General features: G+C 63.2%; 15 protein-coding genes and 1 pseudogene. 6 read left to right on the top strand and 10 right to left on the bottom strand.

All coding sequences use genetic code 11. From position 1 onward, the window contains the following. Nucleotides 1-640: 640 nt before the first annotated feature. The 6 genes from METLW4_RS0101610 (at nucleotide 641) to METLW4_RS0101585 (ending at nucleotide 9,355) form a co-directional block, all read left to right on the top strand. Nucleotides 641-2,917, top strand: a complete 2,277-nt coding sequence (locus METLW4_RS0101610) for a TonB-dependent siderophore receptor (RefSeq protein ID WP_018264453.1) — start codon at nucleotides 641-643, stop codon at nucleotides 2,915-2,917. Nucleotides 2,918-2,994: 77 nt separating this feature from the next. Beyond that, nucleotides 2,995-4,236, top strand: a complete 1,242-nt coding sequence (locus tag METLW4_RS0101605) for a PepSY-associated TM helix domain-containing protein (RefSeq protein ID WP_026191167.1) — start codon at nucleotides 2,995-2,997, stop codon at nucleotides 4,234-4,236. Beyond that, nucleotides 4,233-4,619, top strand: a complete 387-nt coding sequence (locus tag METLW4_RS28210) for a hypothetical protein (RefSeq protein ID WP_198290158.1) — start codon at nucleotides 4,233-4,235, stop codon at nucleotides 4,617-4,619. The genes METLW4_RS0101605 and METLW4_RS28210 overlap by 4 nt, the downstream gene beginning before the upstream one ends. Then, nucleotides 4,616-5,815 (top strand): efflux RND transporter periplasmic adaptor subunit, encoded by a 1,200-nt coding sequence (locus tag METLW4_RS0101595; protein WP_018264450.1) that lies wholly within the window; start codon nucleotides 4,616-4,618, stop codon nucleotides 5,813-5,815. Before METLW4_RS28210 ends, METLW4_RS0101595 begins: the two co-directional genes overlap by 4 nt. Continuing rightward, nucleotides 5,815-7,854, top strand: a complete 2,040-nt coding sequence (locus METLW4_RS0101590) for a MacB family efflux pump subunit (RefSeq protein WP_018264449.1) — start codon at nucleotides 5,815-5,817, stop codon at nucleotides 7,852-7,854. The genes METLW4_RS0101595 and METLW4_RS0101590 overlap by 1 nt, the downstream gene beginning before the upstream one ends. A gap of 88 nt (nucleotides 7,855-7,942) precedes the next feature. Then, on the top strand, nucleotides 7,943-9,355 hold the full coding sequence (locus METLW4_RS0101585; protein WP_018264448.1) for an efflux transporter outer membrane subunit: 1,413 nt from the start codon (nucleotides 7,943-7,945) through the stop codon (nucleotides 9,353-9,355). A gap of 64 nt (nucleotides 9,356-9,419) precedes the next feature. Here METLW4_RS0101585 and METLW4_RS28470 read toward each other — a convergent pair. The 10 genes and pseudogenes from METLW4_RS28470 to METLW4_RS0101535 form a co-directional block, all read right to left on the bottom strand. Continuing rightward, a pseudogene (locus METLW4_RS28470) lies at nucleotides 9,420-9,758 on the bottom strand (ExbD/TolR family protein); the annotation flags it as partial. 35 nt (nucleotides 9,759-9,793) lie between these two features. Beyond that, nucleotides 9,794-10,282 (bottom strand): hypothetical protein, encoded by a 489-nt coding sequence (locus METLW4_RS26175; protein WP_157234758.1) that lies wholly within the window; start codon nucleotides 10,280-10,282, stop codon nucleotides 9,794-9,796. Next, nucleotides 10,261-10,827 (bottom strand): type II secretion system protein GspM, encoded by a 567-nt coding sequence (gspM, locus tag METLW4_RS26170; RefSeq protein WP_018264445.1) that lies wholly within the window; start codon nucleotides 10,825-10,827, stop codon nucleotides 10,261-10,263. The genes METLW4_RS26175 and gspM overlap by 22 nt, the downstream gene beginning before the upstream one ends. Further along, the gene (locus tag METLW4_RS0101565; RefSeq protein WP_018264444.1) at nucleotides 10,824-11,876 is read right to left on the bottom strand and encodes a PilN domain-containing protein; all 1,053 of its coding nucleotides are present in this window, start codon (nucleotides 11,874-11,876) and stop codon (nucleotides 10,824-10,826) included. Before METLW4_RS0101565 ends, gspM begins: the two co-directional genes overlap by 4 nt. Next, nucleotides 11,877-12,782 (bottom strand): type II secretion system protein GspK, encoded by a 906-nt coding sequence (locus METLW4_RS0101560; protein WP_157234756.1) that lies wholly within the window; start codon nucleotides 12,780-12,782, stop codon nucleotides 11,877-11,879. It lies immediately after the preceding gene. Continuing rightward, a complete protein-coding gene (locus METLW4_RS0101555; RefSeq protein WP_018264442.1) occupies nucleotides 12,779-13,552 on the bottom strand; it encodes a hypothetical protein in 774 nt (257 codons plus the stop codon). The genes METLW4_RS0101560 and METLW4_RS0101555 overlap by 4 nt, the downstream gene beginning before the upstream one ends. A gap of 20 nt (nucleotides 13,553-13,572) precedes the next feature. After that, on the bottom strand, nucleotides 13,573-13,992 hold the full coding sequence (locus METLW4_RS0101550) for a type II secretion system protein (protein WP_018264441.1): 420 nt from the start codon (nucleotides 13,990-13,992) through the stop codon (nucleotides 13,573-13,575). Then, nucleotides 13,982-14,413 carry a type II secretion system protein gene (locus METLW4_RS23615; protein ID WP_043332019.1) on the bottom strand — a complete coding sequence of 144 codons (432 nt, stop codon included), beginning with the start codon at nucleotides 14,411-14,413 and terminating at the stop codon, nucleotides 13,982-13,984. The genes METLW4_RS0101550 and METLW4_RS23615 overlap by 11 nt, the downstream gene beginning before the upstream one ends. Before the next feature lie 109 nt (nucleotides 14,414-14,522). Then, nucleotides 14,523-14,987 carry a type II secretion system major pseudopilin GspG gene (gene gspG / locus METLW4_RS0101540; protein WP_026191165.1) on the bottom strand — a complete coding sequence of 155 codons (465 nt, stop codon included), beginning with the start codon at nucleotides 14,985-14,987 and terminating at the stop codon, nucleotides 14,523-14,525. Beyond that, on the bottom strand, nucleotides 14,984-16,186 hold the full coding sequence (locus tag METLW4_RS0101535) for a type II secretion system F family protein (RefSeq protein WP_026191164.1): 1,203 nt from the start codon (nucleotides 16,184-16,186) through the stop codon (nucleotides 14,984-14,986). Before METLW4_RS0101535 ends, gspG begins: the two co-directional genes overlap by 4 nt.

Raw genomic sequence — 16,186 nt, 5'->3', positions numbered from 1 at the left:
AAATTGCCCGCCGCAACTTAGTTTCAACACAGGCAGTTAATTTACGTAAGGCTCGAGGAGCGGCCACTCGCGGGTCGCCTCGGCGCCATTCGACGGGTTCGCGGCGTCGCGGGCGTTCGCGTCGCGGATGAATCCTCTCGAACGGAGAGCGCAAGAATGAGGGTGGCGGGTCTTCAATCGCGTTCCGCGCATCGGCTGCTCGGAAGCATTGTCGCGCTGCTGATGCTCTTTCAGAGCGTCGGCGCACTCGCCGCGGCGCATCGGCACTTCGCCCACGCCGACCCCGCTCCGGGCGTCGCCACGACGCCTTCATTCGATGTATCCTGCCTCGGCGGCGGAGAGACGCCTTCCCAAGATCGACACGATTGCTCGGATCGCTGCGTTCTCTGCTGCGTCCGCGATTGTCACGCGCTGTCTTTTCATAGCGTCGCGGACATTATCGACGCCTATTTCGAGACGTTCGGCTCCCCCGATCCCGCTGCTCGGGCCCGGCTCGCCGATGACGACGGCGACCCGCTCGGTTGGACGAGCTCGTGGTCGTCCAGAGCGCCTCCTTCTCTCTCCTGACTGACTGCCGCTCTCGAGCGGCATTTGTTCGATCCAGTCTCGACGGCCGACGCGCCGTATCAGGAGAAGTCTCATGTTTCGCTCGGCCTTGCTGCGCGGCGCCTCCGCCTGCGCGCTCACTTTCGCATTTGCTCCCGACATGACATGCGCCCAAGAAGCGCTGCCGACAATCGATATCGGAGCGTCGCGGGGCGCACAGCCGGAAAAGCCGGAGTCGCCCGGAGCCGCCGACAAATTCGGCAATCTCCCAAAAGAAACCTATGTCACCCCGAACGCCTCCACGGCGACGAAGATGGACGTTCCGCTGCGCGATGTGCCGCAATCGGTGAAAGTCATAACGCCGCAATTGATCGAAGATCAGGGCCCGCAGCTACAGGTATATGACCTCGCCAACCAGGTCAGCGGCGTCATCGGCGACCCGCAAGGCGGCGGCTCCGGCACACACAACACTCCTCTCTTTACAGTCCGCGGATTTCCGACCGGGGGACCGATTTTACTAGATGGAATGCCGCGAAACTACGGCTATGTCGGCACAGATCTCAGCGACATCGATCATGTCGAATTCGCGAAAGGACCGAGTTCGACGCTTTATGGAGCCGTGTTCGGATTTGGCGGCATCGTCAACTTCATCACTAAAAAGCCGACAGATAGATTCTTCGCGATTATCAGCGAGGGCATAGGCAGTTTCGGCTTTCATCGCACGACGATCGACCTCAATACGCCCTTGCGCGAGGACAAGAGCGTTCTTTTTCGGCTCAATGCCGCATTCGAGGAACGTGGGTTCGTCAACCATTATGATTACCATGACGGCATCTCGATTGCGCCGGCTCTAACCTGGATTTTCGACAATGGCGACAAACTCAGCTTTCATGGAAAATATGGAGTCAATCACGATCGCGCTAGCGGCGGCTTGCCGCTCTATCCAGTATTTCAATACCTGCCCCGCGAGCGATATTTCGGAGATCTAAGGGCCAATCAAAATAATACGCTCGCCAATGCGACAATTAAATATGAGCATGCATTCGACGAGAACTGGAATATCACCGCGATAGCCGACTATGGGCGCACCGGCACTCTCGGGCCGGGCTTCGCCCCCTTTTTTGACGGCGTCTCTACGATATATGAAAACCTCGGAGTCAATTCCTCGGACACCACCGATGGCCTCGTTGGCCAGGTCGATCTCAGAGGAAAGTTTAATACCGGCCCCGTCAAGCACAATATATTGTTCGGACTGTACAGGCAAAATAGCTGGGACAAATATTACAGTACGATGAATTTTTCTTCGACTCCCGAGTCGATCAATATTTTCTATCCCATCTATCCGGCAGATCAATGTTTCGTTCCGACATCTGGCTGTTCCGCGACTTGGCTCGGCCAGACAACGACCACGTGGCTCAGCGCTGTCTATGGCCAGGATCTCGTAGAGGTAACGGATCAGTTTAAATTGCTAATTGGCGGTCGCTACGATCACGAAAAGCAATGGACAATTTCGCGTGATCCGGCAAACCTGTTTGGAAACGGGGATAATTATTTGACTACTCCCCAAAAATATAGCCATTTCTCTCCGCACATCGGAGGCGTATTTCAGCCATTCGAGGAGACCTCGATCTTCGCCGCATGGGGCCAGACATTCAATCCCAACAACGGCAACCTCACCCCAGGCCATCCGGCGCCGCCGCAATTCGCCGACCAATATGACGTCGGCGTGAAGCAGGAGCTCTTCGGCGGCAAGGTCCAGGTCGGAGCGACAGCTTTCGACATCACCAAGAAAAATCTTTTGACTAGCGATCCGACCGACCCTTCGGGTCAACGCAGCATCTTGATCGGTAAATATCGTAGCCATGGACTCGAGTTCGATGTGGGCGGCGAAATCTTTTCCAATCTGCGTGTGAATGTAGCGGCGACCTTCATGCACGGACTCGCGGGGAAGGATCTCAACAATTTGAAGGGACTCCCTACGTTCGAGGGCAGCGAATTGTCGCAGTCGCCGCGTCGCTTTTACAATTTTTCGGGCGTCTATGCCTTCAAGGACGGCGCTCTGAAGGGATTGGAAGTCGGCGCCAGCTTCTATTATGCGAGCAAGACCCCTGCGCTATATCCAAACAGTCCAGAGGCCAACGCCTATGCGGTGGCGACGGGCGCTTTGTTCGGCCCCAATCAATATCCGTTCATGATCGCCCCGATTTATAATGTTGGGCTGCTGGCGTCCTATCAGGTCAACGACCGGCTGAAGATACAAGTCAACGCCAATAACCTTCTCGATCGCGCCAATTGGAAATCGAGCGGTGGGCAGCAGCAGCGTGGCGAACCTCGTTCGATCTTCGCGAACATCACCTACAAATTCGAGTAACGGCGGACGCAGATCGCTCCCCTCATCCCGCATGCGGTCGAGGGGAGCCGCTCGCTTCTCAAAATGGCGGACAATCGATGATAACCCGCTCCTTCTGGGTATTGCTGCATCGCTGGTCGGGACTGGCGATGGGTGGATTTCTCGTCATCGTCGGTCTCACCGGCAGCGTCATCGCCTTCAGGGAGGAGCTGGATGTGTGGCTCAATCCCGAATTGATGACAGTTCCGATCCGCGACATGAGCTTGCTGGACCCCCTGCAATTGCGGGAGAAGGCCGAAGCTCTCGAGCCGCGGATTCGTGTCGACGGCGTATCGCTCGCTCGAGCGCCCGGCCGCGCGATGTCGATTTCTTTTGCGCCACGCATCGATCCGCAGACCGGCAAGCCTTTCGAGCTTCCGTTCAATGAAATATTTCTCGATCCTTATACGGGCGAAAAGCTCGGCGAGCGGGAGACATGCGCGGTCTCGCTCGCGAAGGAAAATCTCATTTGCTTTATCTATCGAATTCATACGAGCCTGGCGCTGCCGGCGAGCGCTGGAGCGGTCGGCGGATGGCTTCTCGGCGGGACGGCACTCATCTGGACGATCGATTGTTTCGTTTCTTTCTATCTCACCTTTCCGCTGCGACGACGCGACCGCGCCTCCACTTTCTCCAAATCCTGGTGGGGCCGGTGGAAGCCAGCGTGGGTCATCAAGCTCGGCGCCGGCGCCTATCGCATCAATTTCGATATTCACCGGGCGTTCGGCTTGTGGACCTTCGTCATGCTGTTCGTCTTCGCGTGGTCGAGCGTGTTCTTCAATCTCAATTTCGTCTACACGCCGGTCATGAGGCTCGCGTTCGATATGACGTTGCCGGCGGCTTTGCCCGATCTCGAGACGCCGCTGGAAAGCCCCGCTTTGGGCTGGAGCGAGGCGCTTGCGCGGGGACGCGAACTGGTTAAGGACGCGGGCGCGCAATATGGCTTCACGACGTTGAGCGAGCAATCGCTCAGTCTCGAGCGCGCCAAGGGCGTCTATGCCTATATGATCCGAAGCTCGCGGGATTTCGGCAGACGCGGCGACACGATTGTCGCCTTCGATGCGAACAGCGGCGCCTTCAAATCCCTGACGGCGGCGAGCACCGTTGCGACCGGCTGGGTCGTGACGCAGTGGCTCGTATCCCTCCACATGGCGCAAATTTTCGGACGTCCGATGCAGATCTTCGTCTGCGCGATGGGCCTTGTGATCACTGCGCTGTCGGCGACGGGCCTCGTCATTTGGTGGAAGAAGCGCGCAGCGCGCAAATTTCGCGCGCGGCAAGATGCGGCGGCGGCGCGATGAGCGCTGTTCAGCTCGGAGCGCTTCCTTCAGAGGCTCATCGCCTGCGCGAGACCGGGCATCCCTCAGAAGCGCTGGCGCGCCGTCTGCGAGGCTTCTTGCCACTGTCCGCTCATTGTCGTTCGCCATTGCTCAGAATGCTTAGAGGATACGCGCCGAACGTCGCGGCGTCGTCCCATGTGCTCGTAACGTACATCTACGACATGGGCGGGAGCGTCGGCCTGATGTGCAGGATCGACCTCGGAGGCGAAATAGCGACTTCGGCCGTATTGGTCGTTCCGATCACGCATCTCGCTTTCGATCGACGGCATCCGATTTCGCGCGATTTGGCGCATTATCGACGCCTCCACGCCGGCCGCCTCGAAGCGAACGGCTCACCGGAATGACGCCGCGTTTCACGACGAAAGGAGGCGCGCGTCTCATATTTGTCGCCGTCGGCGTGACTGTCGTCGGCGGTCTTGCGTTGCGCTTTTTCTCCCCCTCGTCGCCGCCACAATATTCGACCGTCAAAGCCTTGCGCGCAGATATAGAAAATAGCGTGCTGGCGACGGGGACGTTGCAGGCCATCCGTCAAGTGGATGTCGGCACAAGAGTGACGGGACAGTTGAAGTCGCTCGCCGTGAAGCTCGGCGATCACGTCCGGGCCGGCGATCTCGTAGCGGAAATCGACCCGCTCCTGCCGGAAAACGAGCTGAAGGGGGCGCAGGCCAATCTCGCCAATCTCGAAGCGCAGAAGCAGTCTGCGGTGGCGAAGCTGTGGCGATCGAAGCTCGAGTTCGAACGACAGCAGGGAATGATCAAGGGCGCAGCGACGTCGCGACGCGACCTGGAGAGCGCTGTCGCGCAGTCGCGCGCGGATGAAGCGAGCCTCGCTGCGCTGGACGCGCAGATCGCTCAGGCCAAGAGCCAGATCGACATCGCCAACGCCAATCTCTCCTATACGAAAATCATCGCGCCGATCGAAGGAGAGGTCGTGGGCGTCCTGACGCAAGAAGGGCAGACAGTGGTCGCCGCGCAAATCGTGCCGGTGATCCTGAAGCTCGCCAAGCTCGACGCGATGACGATCAAGACGCAGGTGTCCGAGGCCGACGTCATCAATGTGAAAATCGGCCAGCCGGTGTCCTTCACCATCATGGGCGACCCGGACAAGCGCTACTCTGGAGTTCTGAGAGCGGTGGAGCTGGCGCCGCAAAATTATTCCGATCCGGCCATGGGGCAAAGCGGGCAATCCGCAGCGTCGATGAGCGGAACAGCGGCCGCCGTATTCTACAATGCGCTTTTCGACGTGCCGAACCCGGATCACGTCTTGCGCATCGGCATGACGGCTCAGGTGTCGATCGGGCTGGGCGTGTCCAAGGGAGCGCTGGCCATTCCATCCGCTGCATTGAAGGAGCAGGCGATCGACGGGCGCTACGCCGTGCGCGTTCTCGGCGCTAAAGGCGTGGCCGAAGCGAGGCAAATCCGAATCGGCGTCAACAATCACATTCTGGCGGAAGTCTTGGAGGGCATCGAAGAGGGAGAGAGCGTCGTCGTCGGAGACGAGGCGCCGTCTTCGTCGCCGCCATCCCATGGAACGCGGTAATGGGAGCAACGATCCGCGCATCCTTGCTCGAGCTCCGCGGAGCAAAGCGCCGATACGCGGCCGGCGCACAGGAGATCTACGCCTTGCGCGGAATCGATCTCGATATCCGCGAGGGCGAGATGGTCGCTCTCGTGGGCGCCTCCGGCTCGGGAAAGTCCACGCTGATGAATATTCTGGGCTGCCTCGATCGATTGAGCGACGGAAGCTATCGAGTCGCGGGGCGAGACACGTCGACGCTCGTCCCGGATCAGCTCGCCGAGCTTCGACGCGCCCATTTCGGATTTGTGTTCCAGCGCTACAATCTGCTGCCTCAACTCTCCGCCAGAGCCAATGTCGAGATCCCCGCGATCTATGTGGGAATGGAGGCGAAGCAGCGCCATCAGCGCGCGCGGGTCCTGCTGGAACGCCTAGGCCTCGAGGAGCGCCTGGACCATCGCCCCAATCAACTCTCGGGCGGACAACAACAGCGTGTGTCCATCGCGCGCGCCCTGATGAATGGCGGCCAAGTGATCCTCGCCGATGAGCCGACCGGCGCGCTCGACAGCGCGACCGGCGCCGAGGTGATGAAGCTGCTACTGGATTTGAATCGGCTGGGCCATACATTAATCTTGGCGACGCACGACCCTGTGGTCGCCGCGCATGCGCAGCGAATCATCACGGTGGCTGACGGCCGTATCGTGTCAGACGTGATGAAGGATGCGGCGGAAGGCGTAGTAAGTCGGCCCGCGACGGCCGGCGTCGAGACGTCTCGGGAAGCCGCAGCCGGCCCTGGCGTCGCTGCGCCGGCCGAACAGACCGACGAACGGCCGCGATCGGCTACGCCTTCGAGGGAGGGCGTTTGGCCGCGCTTCCTCGATGCGGGTCACATGGCGGTCGTCGCGCTCCTCGGCCATCGCCTGCGCACGGCCCTCACTTTGCTCGGCGTCGTCATCGGAATCGTATCTGTCGTCACTATGGTGGCGCTCGGCGAAGCCGCTCAACGCTTCATCGCCGACGATCTCAAGGGCGTCAGGACGAACACGCTCGAGATCTATCCGGGCAAGGACTGGGGCGACCCTGACGCCACACGCATTCAGACTCTGACCAGCGCGGATGTCGAAGCGCTACGTCGACAGGACTACGTCGAGGACGCCAGTCCGCAAATGGCGCAATCTGCGTTGTTGCGCCATCGCGCGTCCAGCGGTTCGGCCAGCGTCACCGGCGTCGGAGTGAATTATTTCGAGATGACCGGCTTGCCGATCGCGCAGGGAGCCGGCTTCAACCGCGACGATATTTCGAGACAGGCGCAGGTCGTGGTGATCGACGCCAATGTGAGGCTGCGATTCTTTGGAAGCGCCAACCCGATCGGCCAGACGCTCTACGTCGGCAAGCTGCCTTGCGTCATCGTCGGCGTCACCGGCAGGAACTACCAGCAGGAGAGCCGGGGCGGCTCCAAGCTCAATGTGTGGGTTCCCCACACCACCGCCGGGGCGCGACTGATCGGACGCAGCTATCTCGACAGCATCGTCGTGGCTCTGCGCGACGGCGAGCCGCCGGCCGTCGCCGAGGAAAAGATGACGCCATTTCTCACCCGTCGGCACAGGGTCAAGGATTTCGTGGTGTTCAATTTGGCCGAGCGCATCAGGTCCGGCCTCGCCTTCTTCAATTCCATGTCGCTGCTTCTCGCCGCGATCGGCGTCATCTCGCTCACGGTCGGCGGCATCGGCGTCATGAACATCATGCTGGTGTCTGTGTCCGAGCGCGCGCGCGAAATCGGCGTGCGCATCGCCGTGGGCGCGCGGCAAGGAGACATCCGACGCCAATTCCTCATCGAGGCCGTTGTGGTCTGTCTCGTCGGCGCCGCGATCGGCGTCGCGCTTTCCTATCTGGCTTGTTGGGGCGTCGGATATTTCCTTCCGCCGAAATGGGAGTTGCGCCTATCTCTTTCGGCGATACTCTCTGCGGTCGTCTGCGCCACGGCGACTGGCATTATTTTCGGCTATTTTCCGGCGCGCAGCGCGGCGCGGCTCGACCCTGTGGAGGCGCTCGCCCGTGATTGAGCGCGCCCGTTCCTCCATGTCGATCTTTGCCCGTCCCGGAGGAAAGCGCGTAATACGGCGGCGCAGCGCCAACGGCGCGCTTCCGCGAATGTTTCTCGCCTTCTTGTTTCCGGCGTCGCTCGCGGGTTGCGCAATCGGCCCCGATTTCGAGGCGCCCATCGCGCCTGCGGTCGAGCGCTTCACGCCGGAAAAGACAACCTCGCCCGGCAACGGCCAACAATTCCGTGAAGGCGCGGAAGTTCCAGGTCGGTGGTGGATGGCTTTCCGTTCCAAGCCTCTGAATGACCTCGTCGAAGAGGCGATTTCCCACAGTCCGACATTAGAGGCCGCCGAGGCGGCGATCCGCGTCGCTCGATACGATGCCGACGCGGCGAAGGGCTCGCTCCTGCCGCAGGCGAGTCTGAATTCGAACTCGAATTATACACTCGCCTCGGGCGACTCCACCAGCACGAGCGTGACGCAGCAGGCCTATTCCTTTTTCACCAAGCAGGTGCAGATCAGCTACGCGCCCGACTTTTGGGGAGCCAATCGACGCGCCGTCGAGTCGTTGGAGGCCCAGCGAGAGATCCAGAGCTGGCAAAAGCAGGCGGCCTATCTGACGCTGGCGGCCAATGTCGCCGAGGCGGCGATCGAGGAGGCGTCGCTGCGCGGCCAGATCGCGGCCACGCGGCGGATCGTCGTTCTCGAAGAGGAGCGCTCGGCCCTGCTCGAACGGCAATTCGCCTATGGCGCCGTCGCTGGAACAGATATTCTTTCGCAGCAGTCCGCCGTGGCGCGGGCGCGTCAGACTCTGCCGCCTTTGGAAAGCCGTCTCGCGCAGCAGCGCAATCTGCTCGCGGCGCTCACCGGTCGCTACCCGTCACAGGCGATCGCCGAAACCTTCGAGCTTTCGGAGCTGACGCTTCCGCGCGATCTTCCGGTCAGCCTGCCTTCGCGACTCGTCGCGCAACGTCCAGACATCAAGGCGGCGGAAGCGAGCGTCCACTCCGCGAGCGCGCAGATCGGCGTCGCCGTCGCCGCGCGACTGCCCAATGTCGTGCTGACCGCCAATGGCGGCGCCAGCGCCTTTACGCTTGCGCAGCTCTTCACGCCGGGCGCGGGTTTCTATACGCTCGCAGGCACTGTCGCGCAGCCTGTCTTCGACGGCATGACGCTTCTGAACAAGCAACGCGCCGCCGAGGCCGAACTCGCCCAGGCCGACGCGCGATATCGCTCGGCAGTCGTCAATGCATTCCAGAATGTCGCGGATTGCTTGCGCGCCTTACAGGGCGACGCGCGCGCTGTTCGCGAGGCTCGCATCGCCGAAGCCGCGTCGAGAAAGTTTCTGGACAAAATTCGTTCGCAGCAGCGATACGGCGACGTGTCGCGCCTCGCCGTCGTCGATGCGCAACGCGCCTATCTCGACGCCTCGATCTCTCGCATTCGGACCGACGCCCAGCGACTCGTCGACACTGTCGCTCTCTACATGGCGCTCGGCAGCGGAGAAAAAAGCTCATTTTAGTGAATTCGCACCGAAGTCTGGTGGCGATTTCGAAAGCGGGGATCGGAAAGAGCTGTGAAAATGTGCTTTTTTTCAAAATCCCGGCGACGTCGATGAAGCTCTGCAAGGCGACAGCGCAGTCGGCGCGAATGAGAAAGGCTGTCTCCGGCGACACGCCCGCGAGCCGGCCCGCCAGCTCATCCTTCGTCGTCGCGCGACCGTCGAGATAGACGCTCCCGTCGGCGACGATCTCTATCGTCTTGTCCTTCTGCTTCTCGACCTTCGCCTGTGTCGCCTGCGGCGGCGAAGCGGGAACACGCCCCGTCGCGTTGAAATTCGCTGTCGTCAGCACCATTGTGAGCGACGCCGGCGTCACATCGACGAGCAGAATGACATTGAACGTCTCGAAGGGCTTCTCATCCACAGGCGCATGCGAACGCCGCGCAGACGACCGTCTATTTATTTTTCGGCCTTGGCCGACGCCGCCTCAGGATTTTGCTGACGCATTTTGGATGAGAACATCGTTACGACACTGGTGCGCGTGTCGCGGCCGATGACCATCCGCTGCGGCCGGATCTCCACCACAGTCCAACTTTCGACCTGTTCGCCTTGCCGCAGAATACGGATTTTGGCTGTAGGACTCGTGCGGACGAAAGCGCGCGGACCTTGATCATCCGCCAAGACGCCGACCAGCGCCAAAGGAGGCGGGTCCGGCGGAGGCGCCGGCGGCGGCTCCCGATGCACGACGGCAGGGGGTGATGGAGGCGGACGCCGCGTCGCCGAGAAAAGCGGCCGCCGTAGCGTCTCGGCGAAATTCTTCAGTTCGAGACGCGCGAGCGGATTGAGCTTGGCGCGCGCGTCGATCTGCTCGGAGTTGGCGACGCTCCCCACCGAGACGAGAAGGATTATGGATAAACGCCACGCTTTCATGTGCGAGTTCTGCGCCATAGGGCTTTCAGATCCAAGGTGACGCGCAAAAGCGGCTGCTCCGCCGCGCCTCGAGCGCCGCGTTGCGGCGAAACGACGAATGAGTCGACGAACACATAGGGAGCCCCTGTCTCCAGCTCGTACAGCATCGCCTGCAAAGCCGAAAGCTCCATGTCGAACATCACCCTGAGTCGTATGACGTCGGGGACGTCATCGCGCGTCGCCGGCTGCGTCGTGGAAGACGCGACGCTGGCGCGCCTCGCGGTGACGAGCCGGGTGACATGCGCCTGCAACAGGGCGCTCGCCTGCCCTTCGGTCGGCGCCGCTAGAAAGGCCGCCTCCGGCGCGATCGCGGCGTGCGTTGCGCCCGGCCCGCTTCGGCGCTGCGCCGCCTCCACCTGCGCAAGGATGGCGCGTCGCTGGGCGGCCTCTTCGGCGGCGTCGTTCCCGGCATGAATCGAGACGGCCGCCGCCACACTGCAAAGGAGAAAGAGCAGCGCGAGCCCGCCGAGCGCGAGGCTCTGTTCGCGATCGAGCTCGAAATCGAAGTCGATGGACACGATCATTTTCCCTTCTTCGTCGCGCCCGCAGCGAGATTGGCCTCTATGCCGAAACGGAACAGCCTGCCGTCGGAGGCGCGCGTCGTCGGGGCGGAGAAATGCGCATCGAAGAAGCGGCCGGTTTTCTCGAGGGCGTCGATGAGCGGCGGCGCGTCGTCGGCGAGTCCTGAAATGCGCAGCTTGCCCGCCTCCACAGACAGGCTTTCCAGATAGGCGTCGTCGGGAATGGCGTGCGACAATGCGTCGACGAGCGCGACGACGGGCGTCGACGCCTCTTTCCAAATCCAAGCGCGCTCGGTGGGAGGCAGCGCCTGGATCGCGCTCGGATTTTTGGCGGCGTCGGCGCGTTTTTGGAGTGCGCGCGTGCGAGCCGTGAGCGATTCCGTCTCCTCCTGAAGCGCGTTCGTGACGATCGAGCCCGCCACGACGATCAGCATGCAAACCGCGACATAGGCGGCGACGCCGGCGCCGATAAAAAGGCGCAAGCGCCGACGCGACGCCGCGTCGGCTTGCGACGCGCTACTCGACCAGAAGGCGACAGGCTTATCCCCGGCGTACGGAGCGCTCTCGACTCGATCGACCTTCAGGCCCATTTCGGCGAGCTCGGCCCGCACGGCGTCGACATCGGCCTTCCTCACGATCAGCACCCGCACGGCCAGTCGGCTCGCATCCGCCAAGGGCGTCGCCGCATGGCCGTAGAGAATCTGATTGAGCGGCCATGGCGAGAGACGATCGAGCTGGTTGGCGATGACGCCGGCAAGAAAATCTCGTGCTTGCGCCGGCAGCCCCAGGGTACGCGTGATGGTCTTGTCGCGCGGCCATTCGAGCACGAGGAAGCCGTCTTTCGCGCGTCGCAGAACCTCGTCCGGCGGCCTGTGGCCGACCGTCACGGCGGCGACGAGCGACGCCTCGGGACCAGCGCCCGCGCGAACCGAAACCTGTCCCTCGGAGCGCGCAACACGCAACATATTGCGATTGCGCCGCATTTCACCGACGCGCAGGACGAGGCCACATAGGACATCCAGCCAGCGGACGAGAAGACCGAAGCGCGGCATTCATTCTCTCCGGGAATAGGCCTCGGCATAGGCCGTGGGCCGAGGCGATTGCCGAAAAGCAAGAACACGAAATGGCTCGCTGTCTTTCGGCAGAGCGACGATGATCGCCTCGGCCACGGAGGAAAAGCCGTCGGCGAGCGCGACGGCGATTTCCAGCCGAGCGACGTTGTGGCCTGCGGATTTGGCATAGCGCGCCGCGGGGCCGAGAATTTGCTCGATCTCCGCCGCGTCGAGCCGTGCGGTCGCACGCGCCTCCAGCAGCCGCTCGACGCGAGCCTCTGTCATTTGCGGCAACAAGCGCAACACTTCTGCCGAGGCGGTCGCCGCGTTCACCGTCTCCTCGCCGAAGACGGTGACGAAAGGCGCGACGAGGGCCGCATATTCGGCGGGAACAGCGGGAATCTGCGCCAACTGATCGACATTGGAAAATGTCTGCTCGAAACAGCGCGTTTCGGCAGTTTCGGGCTTTTGCGCCGGCTTCGGCGCCGGGGACGCATCGGTCGGGTCCCGCCAGCGCACGATGGCGCGCGCCACCGTCCCGGCGTCCTCCACGCCGAGACCGGCGAACAGAGACGTGAGCGTTTCGACGGGCGCCTTGTTGATGTCGATCCGGCCGAGCTCATCGCTCATTCGGACGCGCCCCTCCCCGCTTCGCAACGAAAAACGCGTCTCCACCGGGAGCAGAGGCCGGCGGTTATATTTGAGCAGCAGATCGCCTCCGACCTCGACGCCTGCGCCGATCAGCGCCTCGGCCTGAACGCGGTCGCGGTCGATCGCCAGCAGTCCCGCGAAGCTGCGCAAGCTCGTCGAGGCCGCCATGGCGAGCGCCGAGAGCAGCGCGATCATCCACAAAACGGCGACGAGGACGACGCCCCTGCGCGATCGAAGACAGCGAGCGTTCTTCACGTCGGCGTTCGCCGCGGCGGCGCCTCCGGCTCTCTTCCCCTGGCGGGAAGACATTTCGAATCCGCACTCGCGCAGGCGGCCGGCGCGTCGGCGCGCAGAACGAACTCGGCTCCCGGAAAGAGCCGTTCTCCCGTGTCCTTGTCCCGCAGATCGAGGCGAACGAGGCGCGGCAGCTCGGTCTCGCCGCGCCAGTCGGCGCTCCAGCTCGTAGCCCCTTGCTCGACGCGCCCATAGGCGAAGGATATGTCGAAACGCCCCTCGAGCAGAACGACGAGGTCTCGCGCCGGCCCGTCGTCGACGCCCACGCGCGGCCCGAGCCACGGCGTGCGCCGGCGGACGAGACGCGCGCCGTCTTCGCCCATGGTCTCGACCGAAAGCGTGACGATCTCTTCCCGCGCCGCCCGCGCGCCGACCGCGCTCGACGTCACGAAGACGAGCCTTTCGGCGGCGCCATCGAATGCGACCAGAGCCAGCGGCTCCTCCGGCGTCTTGCCCGGCGCGGCGCCGGGCGCAGGGGCGATGCGCGTCGCCGCGCCGGTCGGCGTCGACGTCGCATAGCTCGCTGCGCCGAAATCGCGGGCGAGACGCTCCATGGCGAGGGCGAAACGTTCGGCGTCATCGACGCCGCGCACGCCATGGTCGAAATGAAAGACGACATGGTGGATCAGCGTTGCTGCGCCGACGATGATCGACGTGGTCACCGCGAGCGCGGCCAGAGTCTCGACGAGAGTGAAACCTCCGCGCCGTCCTTTGTCCGCACGAGCTTCCAAGGCCTTCCTCCCGAATACGCCTAATGAACGAGCGCGAGACGGATCGTCTCCGCCGCGACCGACTGACCGCCCCAAGCGACGCGCGCCTCGACGCGATAGGCCGACCATTTGCGTGCGTCGGCTCCGTCTTTGTCCTTCGCCGCCGACGCTTCTTCAAGCACGGGCGCCTCGAGAGAGATGGGCTCGACGATGACGCGCCAGCGAAAGCCGCCGGTTTCGCCTTCCCGCGCATCGAGCGACCCGGCGCGATCGAAAGGCCCCTCGATGAGCGAGCGCAGCAGCGCATCGGCGGCGACGCGCCCTTTGCCTTTGACGAGCGCGCCGCGCGCGTGGAAAAGCTGCGGGCCGAGCGCGGCGGCGAAGGCCGTCAGAATGGCGAGCGCCACCAGCGCCTCGATGAGCGTGAATCCCGCCCGGCGTGAGATTCGGTCACGGCGCATCGACCGAGACCTTTCCGCTGAACCAGTCGACGCGCACGTCATAGCGCGCGCCCTCCCGCACGAAAGCGAGAATGGCGCCGGTGGAGGCGCCGTCAGGCTCGAAGCGCGTCACCGCCCGCAAGGCGCCATTCTCCCCATCCGCGGCAAGAAGGTCGAGCGTGACATCCTGCGGCGCCACGACCTTACCCCCGCTCTCGCCGACCAGCAGGCGCGCCGAGACGTCGAGGGCGACGTGGCGAGGATGGCCGCTCAACATGGCTCCGAGCCGCTCGCGCCTGAGCAGAGCCGCGGCTTCGAGCGCGACCGCCTTCAATTTCGAGCGGCCGGAGCCGAAGGTCCATGCGAGGGCGAGACCAGAGACGAGAGCGACGATCATCATCACGGCCATCGTTTCCACGAGAGTGAAGCCCGCCCGATCGATGAGAGGCCGCGGCCTCTCGGCGCTTTCCCGCCCGCTTCGAAACAGCGGCTTCGCGCGCTTCTCGGCGTGAACGCGAGACTTCCGGCCTTCCCCGCGATAATCCTGGCGATCAGCGCTCGACATTGGAAATATCCGCCGCCGCGCCGACGCCGCCCTCTTGTCCATCCGAACCGAGCGAGCTGATTTCGTAAGGCGGCGCATGATCGACGGGGAAGCGGTAGATATAGGGCTTTCCCCATGGATCATTGGGCAGCCGCCCGCCTTTCACATAGGGCCCGTTCCAGATGTCCACGCCGCTCGGGCGTTCCACCAGCGCGGCGAGCCCTTCGGAGGAGGAGGGATAGCGGCCCGCGTCTATGAAGAAGAGGTCGAGGGCCGAGGCGAAGCTCTCGATTTGCAGATGCGCCGTCTTTACGCGCGATTCGCCCAGATAGTTCAGCACACGCGGGCCGACGAGGCCGATGATCAGGCTGATGATGGTCAGGACGACCAACATCTCCACCAGAGTGTAACCGGCCCTCCCGCCGCGTGAGGGACGACGGCGGCCGAGGCTCGGCGGGAGGGCGTTTGTCATTTGGCGAGGTCCGTTATGCTGAGGAGGGCGCTCATGATCGAGACGACGAGGGCCCCGACGAGGATGCTGACGACGATGATAGCTGCCGGACCGATCGCCCCCATGAGCCGATCGAGGCCGGCGCCGAGCCGTTGCTCGTAGAATTGGGTCGCATGCGCGGCGATCGCGGGCAGGTCCCCGGTTTCCTCCCCGATGCGCAGCATGCGCACGGCGAGCGGCGGCAGCAGCGCCGTCTCGGCGAGAGCCTCGGCGAAGCGGCGCCCGCTGCGCACCTGCTCATGAATCCTGTCGATCGCCGCGACGGCCTGCGGCTCGACGACGATATCGCGCAGGATCTTCAGCGTCGTCGGCAAGGGCACGCCATTGCCGAGAAGGAGTCCCAGAGCGCCGACGACGCGCGTCGTGCGCCAATCCTGCATGGGGCCTGCGACGCCCGGAATGCGCGCGATAGCGGAGACGAGCGCGGCGCGCGCCTCCGGTCTCGAGAAGACGTAAAAGAGAAAGAGCGAGATCGCCGCGCACGCGGCGAGAAAGGGATAAAGGTTGGCGTGCAGCCAGGCGGACACATCCAGAACGAAGGCGATTCCACCATTGAGGCGATCGCCGAGGTCGTGAAACACGGGCTCGAATTGTGGCACGACATACAGAAGAAAGAAGAACAGAACCAGCAGCGCCGCCCCTATGAGAAACAAAGGGTAGCGGATGGCCGAGCCGACCCGTTCCGAGAGCGCTTCACGCCGCACGCGATCCTCGACGATGGCCCCGAGCACGGCTTGCAGCTTGCCGGAGGCTTCGCCCGCGCGGGCCATGGCGACATAGGCCGGATCGACGATGTGGGGATGCCGCTCCAGCGCTTCGGCGAAACTGTCGCCCGAGGATATCATCGATCGCAGCCCTATCGCAAAGCGCTGAATCGGCTTGGTCGCATCCTCCGCGAGAGTCTGCAACGCCGCGTCCAGCGTGAGGCCGGCGCCGACGAGCAGCGCCAATTGCCTGAGAAAAATGGTGACGTCGCGCGCGGGTGGGCGCGTGCCGCCGGCTCCCCCGCCGATGACCTTTTTCGAAGCGATCTCTGCGTCTATCGGCAGATGGCCGAGATATTCGATGCGGCGCAGCACCTCTTCGCGCGTCGCCGCTTCGACCTCGCCGGAGACCATTTCTCCTGCCTGCGTCACTGCGCGATAGCGAAACTGGGGCAT

Origin of the sequence: Methylosinus sp. LW4 (genome assembly GCF_000379125.1) — a bacterium.
In the GTDB taxonomy this organism is placed as follows: Bacteria; Pseudomonadota; Alphaproteobacteria; order Rhizobiales; family Beijerinckiaceae; genus Methylosinus.
The sequence above is the reverse complement of the archived record's forward strand: the minus strand, read 5'-3'. Positions and strand labels throughout refer to the sequence as shown.

Excerpts from the sequence above, each read along its gene's own strand:
- METLW4_RS0101610 (WP_018264453.1), top strand. The coding sequence starts at position 641 with ATGTTTCGCTCGGCCTTGCTGCGCGGCGCCTCCGCCTGCGCGCTCACT.
- METLW4_RS0101605 (WP_026191167.1), top strand. The coding sequence starts at position 2,995 with ATGATAACCCGCTCCTTCTGGGTATTGCTGCATCGCTGGTCGGGACTG.
- METLW4_RS28210 (WP_198290158.1), top strand. The coding sequence starts at position 4,233 with ATGAGCGCTGTTCAGCTCGGAGCGCTTCCTTCAGAGGCTCATCGCCTG.
- METLW4_RS0101595 (WP_018264450.1), top strand. The coding sequence starts at position 4,616 with ATGACGCCGCGTTTCACGACGAAAGGAGGCGCGCGTCTCATATTTGTC.
- METLW4_RS0101590 (WP_018264449.1), top strand. The coding sequence starts at position 5,815 with ATGGGAGCAACGATCCGCGCATCCTTGCTCGAGCTCCGCGGAGCAAAG.
- METLW4_RS0101585 (WP_018264448.1), top strand. The coding sequence starts at position 7,943 with ATGTTTCTCGCCTTCTTGTTTCCGGCGTCGCTCGCGGGTTGCGCAATC.
- METLW4_RS26175 (WP_157234758.1), bottom strand. The coding sequence starts at position 10,282 with ATGGCGCAGAACTCGCACATGAAAGCGTGGCGTTTATCCATAATCCTT.
- gspM (WP_018264445.1), bottom strand. The coding sequence starts at position 10,827 with ATGATCGTGTCCATCGACTTCGATTTCGAGCTCGATCGCGAACAGAGC.
- METLW4_RS0101565 (WP_018264444.1), bottom strand. The coding sequence starts at position 11,876 with ATGCCGCGCTTCGGTCTTCTCGTCCGCTGGCTGGATGTCCTATGTGGC.
- METLW4_RS0101550 (WP_018264441.1), bottom strand. The coding sequence starts at position 13,992 with ATGCGCCGTGACCGAATCTCACGCCGGGCGGGATTCACGCTCATCGAG.
- gspG (WP_026191165.1), bottom strand. The coding sequence starts at position 14,987 with ATGACAAACGCCCTCCCGCCGAGCCTCGGCCGCCGTCGTCCCTCACGC.
- METLW4_RS0101535 (WP_026191164.1), bottom strand. The coding sequence starts at position 16,186 with ATGCCCCAGTTTCGCTATCGCGCAGTGACGCAGGCAGGAGAAATGGTC.